This is a genomic window from Phenylobacterium sp. (assembly GCF_036402295.1).
In the GTDB taxonomy this organism is placed as follows: Bacteria; Pseudomonadota; Alphaproteobacteria; order Caulobacterales; family Caulobacteraceae; genus Phenylobacterium.
Map to the genome: position 1 here is coordinate 1 of NZ_DASWTE010000110.1, position 5,376 is coordinate 5,376.

Annotated in this window: 6 protein-coding genes; 3 read left to right on the forward strand and 3 right to left on the reverse strand. The window is 68.4% G+C overall.

The window, feature by feature from the left end:
* Positions 1 to 175: 175 nt before the first annotated feature.
* From VGD44_RS06920 to VGD44_RS06930, 3 genes are all read right to left on the reverse strand, one after another.
* Positions 176 to 835 (reverse strand): TetR/AcrR family transcriptional regulator, encoded by a 660-nt coding sequence (locus VGD44_RS06920; RefSeq protein ID WP_331085253.1) that lies wholly within the window; start codon positions 833 to 835, stop codon positions 176 to 178.
* A 56-nt stretch (positions 836 to 891) separates the two neighbouring features.
* The gene (locus tag VGD44_RS06925) at positions 892 to 2,073 is read right to left on the reverse strand and encodes a VWA domain-containing protein (RefSeq protein ID WP_331085255.1); all 1,182 of its coding nucleotides are present in this window, start codon (positions 2,071 to 2,073) and stop codon (positions 892 to 894) included.
* Between the two features lie 90 nt (positions 2,074 to 2,163).
* Entirely contained in the window at positions 2,164 to 3,156 is a 993-nt protein-coding gene (locus VGD44_RS06930; RefSeq protein WP_331085257.1) for an aldo/keto reductase, read from the reverse strand.
* A 96-nt stretch (positions 3,157 to 3,252) separates the two neighbouring features.
* Between VGD44_RS06930 and VGD44_RS06935 the strand changes: the two genes are divergently transcribed.
* The 3 genes from VGD44_RS06935 to VGD44_RS06945 form a co-directional block, all read left to right on the forward strand.
* The gene (locus VGD44_RS06935; protein WP_331085259.1) at positions 3,253 to 4,149 is read left to right on the forward strand and encodes a LysR family transcriptional regulator; all 897 of its coding nucleotides are present in this window, start codon (positions 3,253 to 3,255) and stop codon (positions 4,147 to 4,149) included.
* A gap of 137 nt (positions 4,150 to 4,286) precedes the next feature.
* The gene (locus tag VGD44_RS06940) at positions 4,287 to 4,709 is read left to right on the forward strand and encodes an endonuclease domain-containing protein (protein ID WP_331085261.1); all 423 of its coding nucleotides are present in this window, start codon (positions 4,287 to 4,289) and stop codon (positions 4,707 to 4,709) included.
* A 179-nt stretch (positions 4,710 to 4,888) separates the two neighbouring features.
* Positions 4,889 to 5,376: hypothetical protein (locus VGD44_RS06945; RefSeq protein WP_331085263.1), on the forward strand; the 488-nt coding region annotated here is incomplete at its 3' end.

Below are 5,376 nucleotides of genomic sequence, written 5' to 3' on the forward strand. Positions count from 1 at the left end.
GGACCCCGCACGGCACCTCGAGCAGCACGCAGACCGCCGACCACGCCGCCAGGATGACGCCGATCTCGGCCGGCGTGAGGCCGCGCTCGGCGAACATCACCGTGTAGAACGGGAGGATGAGGACGAAGCTGTCGAGGAACCGCAGCGCGCACGCGCCGAGGAGAAGTCGTCGCACCTAGGCCATGAAGCCGGCTTCGGCGAAGTCGAGCATCCGCCGCAAGAGGGCATCCACGTCGGCCTCGCGGGTGAGGCCGCCGGACAGGTGGTGCAGTCGGTCGAACTCGGCGAAGCGGTTGTTGTGCACCATGCCCAGCACGAAGTGCAGCCGCCAGTAGAGGTCTTCCTTCGGCAGCTCGGGCCGCGCGGCCATCAGGGCGTTCGCGAACCGCTCCAGGTGGGAGACGTCGTTGCGCAGCACCTCGCGCATGTCGGCCGTGCCCTCGGATCGGGCCCGGATGATGAACTGCACCGAGATGCGCCGGTCGTTGTCGGGGGCGGCCCAGCGCAGCGGCGGGGCGAAGTAGGCCTCCAGGATCTCGCGCACCGGCGGCTTGCCGTCGTGGCGGGCGGCCGCTTCGTGCAGCATGCGCGCCCGCTCGCGGTTCAGCTCCGACGTGCGCCGCCGGAAGATCTCGAACAGCAGGGCGTCCTTGGAGCCGAAGTGATAATTCACGCTGGCCAGGTTGACGCCGGCTTCGGCGGTGATGTCGCGCACGGACACGTTCTGGAAGCCGTGCAGCGCGAACAGCCGCTCAGCCGCGTTGAACACAGCCGCCTTCGTCGCGGCCTGCGCCTCGTCCGTTTCGGACGTGTCCTGGAGAAGGGGATCGGTCATGCGAATCCCTAAAGCACTGTCTCAGCTTAGGCGCATCGTGACAGAAGCGCGACTGATCAGCGCGACAGCTCCTTCATCGCCTTCTCGAGCCCGTCGATCGTCAGCGGATACATCCGGTCGCCGACCAGCTGTTTCATCACGCCGATCGAGGGCGTGTAGTCCCAGTGGCGCTCGGCCGTCGGGTTCAGCCACACGACCGAGTCGTAGATCTGCGACACGCGATCCATCCAGACGGCGCCGGCTTCCTCGTTCCAGTGCTCCACCGAGCCGCCCGGATAGGTGATCTCGTAGGGGCTCATGGTGGCGTCGCCCACGAAGATGACCTTGTAGTCGTGCGGGTACTTATGGAGGATGTCGTAGGTGTTCATCTTCTCGGTGTGACGACGCCGATTGTCCTTCCACACGCCCTCATAAAGGCAGTTGTGGAAGTAGAAGAACTCCATGTTCTTGAACTCGGATCGCGCGGCGCTGAACAGCTCCTCACAGATCTTGATGTGGCTGTCCATCGAACCGCCGACATCCAGGAACAGAAGCACGCTGATCTTGTTACGCCGCTCGGGGCGCATGTTGATGTCGAGGTAGCCCTTCTCGGCCGTGCCCTGGATGGTCTTGTCCATGTCGAGCTCTTCGATCGAGCTGTCGCGGACCCATTTGCGCAGGCGGCGCAGGGCGACCTTGATGTTGCGGGTGCCGAGCTCGACGGAGTCGTCGAGGTTCTTGTATTCGCGCTTGTCCCAGACCTTGATGGCGCGGCCGTGCCGGCCCTTCTCCTGGCCGACGCGGATGCCCTCGGGGTGGTAGCCGTTGGCGCCGAAGGGGTTCGAGCCGTCGGGCCGGCCGCCGCGCTGGCCTTCGCCCTCGCCCTTGCCGTCCTTCATGTCCTTGGCGCGCTGGGCCAGCGCCTCCATCAGCTTGTCGAAGCCGCCCATGGCCTCGATCTGGGCCTTCTCCTCCTCGGTGAGGAACTTGTCGGAAAGCCGCTTCAGCCACTCGGCCGGGATGTCGACGGCGACGTCCTCGCCCAGCTTCTCCAGGCCCTGGAAGACGTGGGCGAAGACCCGGTCGAACTTGTCGAGGTTCTTCTCGTCCTTCACCAGCGCCGAGCGCGACAGGTAGTAGAAGTCGTCCACCGTCCGGTCGATGACCTGCTTGTCCATCGCCTCCATGAGGATGAGGTATTCCTTGAGCGTCACCGGCACCTTGGCTTCGCGGAGCTCGGTGAAGAAGCGCATGAACATCGGGGAAGGCCCCTTAGCCTCGAACGGTCGTTTGAACGCGGAGGATGGGGTCTGGGCTCCCCGATGTCCAGTATGGCGAAGGAGCGCGCTTCAGCCCCTCTCGCTGTCGAGCGTGCCCATCATCGCCGTCGGGTAACGGTCGCCGACGGCCGCGCCCTTCGGGACCGCACGTTCGAGGGCGGCCAGGGCGTCCGCCGACAGGGGTCGTTCCATGGCGCCCAGCGCCTCGGCCAGCCGGTCGCGACGGCGCGCGCCGACCAGCGGCACGATGTCGTCCCCCTGGGCCGCCACCCAGGCGATCGCCGCCTGCGCCGGGGTCAGGCCCATGCCCGCCGCCGCCGACCGCAGGGCTTCGGTGAGGGCGAGGTTCGTCGTGAGCGCCTCTCCCTGGAAGCGGGGGCTGAAGCCCCGGATATCCCGGCCGCCGCCCGGCGCCGTCATGTGGCCGCCGATCAGGCCGCGGGCGAGCACGCCATAGGCCGTGACCCCGATGCCCAGTTCGCGCAGCGTGCCCAGGATCCCGTCCTCGATCCCGCGCGAGATCAGGGAGTATTCGATCTGCAGGTCGACGATGGGATGCACCGCCGCCGCGCGCCGGATCGTCTCGGAGCCCACTTCCGACAGGCCGATGTGGCGGACATAGCCGGCCTGGACCATGTCGGCGATGGCCCCGACGGTGTCCTCGATGGGCACGTTGGGATCCAGGCGGGCCGGGCGGTAGATGTCGATATGGTCCACGTCCAGGCGCTTCAGCGTGTAGGCCAGCGCCGTCTTCACGGCGCTCGGGCGCGTGTCGTATCCGATCCACATCCCGTCCGGCCCGCGCTGGGCCCCGAACTTCACGCTGAGCACCAGCTTGTCGCGGTCATGGCGCCTCAGCGCCTCGCCGATCAGCATCTCGTTGTGGCCCATGCCGTAGAAGTCGCCGGTGTCGATCAGCGTGACGCCGGCCTCGACGGCGGCGTCGATCGTGGCCAGGCTCTCGGCACGGTCGGCCGGTCCGTACATGTCGGACATGCCCATGGCGCCGAGGCCGATGGCGGACACTTCGGGGCCGGTTCTTCCAAGTCTGCGGGTCTGCATGGGTGGGTCTCCGTCGTTCGGTGACGCCAATCTAGGGCTGCACATTCCACGCGATAATCGGCATTGTCCTGAACGTAGTGTGCGGAAAAGCGAACAATGGATCGGCCGGATCTCTACGCTCTCGACAGCTTCGCCGCCGTGGCCCGCCACCGCAATTTCCGCCGGGCGGCCATCGAGCGGGGCGTCTCGGCCTCGACCCTGAGCCAGGCCGTCCGCGAGCTCGAGGCCCGCATGGGCGTGCGCCTGCTGAACCGCACCACCCGCAGCGTGGCCCTGACCGACGCCGGCGCGGCCCTGCTGGAGCGCCTGCAGCCGGCGCTGTTCGAGATCGGCGAGGCCGTGGCCGTCGCCCGCGCCGCCCAGGCCGAGCCGCAGGGCGCCCTGCGCATCAACGCGCCGGAGCCCGCCGTCGAGCTGGTGCTGGCGCCGATGGTGGCCGACTTCCTCGCCGCCTATCCGCAGGTCCGCCTGGAAGTCACCAGCGAGACCCGCTTCGTGGACATCGTGGCCGGCGGCTACGACGCGGGCGTCCGCTGGGGCGAGAGCCTCGCGCAGGACATGGTCGCCGTTTCGCTGGGCCCGCCGCAGCGGTTCGTGGTGGCCGCTTCCCCGGCGCTGATCGCCCGGGTCGGCGCGCCGTCGCATCCGCGCGACCTCCTGGACCTTCCCTGCCTGCGGGTCCGCTTCCCGAGCGGGGCCGAGCCGGCCTGGGAGTTCGAGCGGGACGGCGAGGCGCTCCAGATCACGCCGCCTGCGCGGCTCCTCTGCAGCAACATCCACATGATGCTGCGCGCCGCCGTCGACGGCGCCGGCTTCCTCCCCACCTTCGACGGCTACGCCCAGCCGCTGCTGGAGTCCGGCGCGCTTGTGGAGGTGCTGCCGGACTGGTCCGAGACCTTCCCCGGCCCGTTCCTCTACTATCCCAGCCGCCGCACCATGCCCTCGGCGCTGCGTGCGTTCGTGGACTTCGTGCAGGCGCGGCGGAGGGGGTAGCTGGGCGCGGACATTTGGGCTCGCAATGAGTTTGCTATTTGTTCTAGTCTCCTCTCCCAGGCGCGCAGCGCCGAGGGAGAGGCCGGGAGAGGGCGGCGCGGCCGTGCAGCTTCCCGGCCGTTGGACCAGGGGCCGCCATGGGCAAGATCGTTTCGGTCACATCCAAGCTGCGCCGTGACCGGGCGCGGCGGCTCCGGCGCGATGAGACCGAAGCTGAGGCGCAACTCTGGGAGGCGCTGCGTGCAGGGCGGCTGGAGGGCTGGAAGTGGCGCCGTCAGGCTCCCGTTGGACCGTTCATCGTCGACTTCCTCTGCCTCGAAGCCGCGATAGCGGTTGAACTCGACGGCGGGGTCCATGCTGAGGGGGTCGAGTATGACCTGCGCCGTGACGCGTATCTGAAGCGCCACGGCCTGCAGGTGCTTCGCTTCCGAAACGCAGAGGTGTTCGACGATCAGGACCGTGTCTGCTGGAAAATCCTGGGCACGTGCCGGGAGTCGGACCCCAGCCGACGCGGACGCCACATCGAGCGCGGCCGCCGGGCTTGCCCGCCACAAGCCTGAGGCGTGAGCGGGTCCAACGGCCGAGATGCTGCAGGCGCCGCGCCGCCCTCTCCCGGCCTCTCCCACGGCGCTCCGCGCCTGGGAGAGGAGACCAACGCAGCGTGTCGCCTCACGGCCAGCCCATACGATGCGCGAAACCTTGACAGTTCGCATTGTAATGTTCTATCTTTGTTCTCATGATGGCGCCTCCGGTCCTCACGGCGGAACGCATCGACGCCATGCTGTCGGTGATGGCCGAGGTGTGCCTGGAGTCCGTGGTGGAGGCGGGCCGGCGCCAGAAGGCGGCCGAGGATTTCGAGGCCTTCGAGCGCTCCGGCCGCACACTGCAGCGCGCCTGCCGCAACCTGCGCCAGACCATCGCCATGAAGCAGCGGTTCGACCGCGAGGAAGCCCGCAAGGCCGCCGAGTCCGCCCGCCGCGGCGCGGAGCAGGCGCGTGAAGTCGCCGTCGCGCGGCGGCGCGCGCGGGTGCAAGCGCATTTCAGCCAGGTTCTCTGGAACGAATACGAAGGCGAAGACGCCGAGGGGCTGTTCGACGACGTCGGCATGCGTCTGCGCGACCTGTCCTTCGACGACGACTTCCTCGAGACGCCCGTCGAGACCCTGATCCAGCGCCTCTCCGACGAGATCGGCCTGGGCGAGGACCCCGAAGCCGACACGGACGACGC

Coding starts and splice junctions, on each gene's coding strand:
- VGD44_RS06920 (WP_331085253.1), bottom strand. CDS start 835: ATGACCGATCCCCTTCTCCAGGACACGTCCGAAACGGACGAGGCGCAG.
- VGD44_RS06925 (WP_331085255.1), bottom strand. CDS start 2,073: ATGTTCATGCGCTTCTTCACCGAGCTCCGCGAAGCCAAGGTGCCGGTG.
- VGD44_RS06930 (WP_331085257.1), bottom strand. CDS start 3,156: ATGCAGACCCGCAGACTTGGAAGAACCGGCCCCGAAGTGTCCGCCATC.
- VGD44_RS06935 (WP_331085259.1), top strand. CDS start 3,253: ATGGATCGGCCGGATCTCTACGCTCTCGACAGCTTCGCCGCCGTGGCC.
- VGD44_RS06940 (WP_331085261.1), top strand. CDS start 4,287: ATGGGCAAGATCGTTTCGGTCACATCCAAGCTGCGCCGTGACCGGGCG.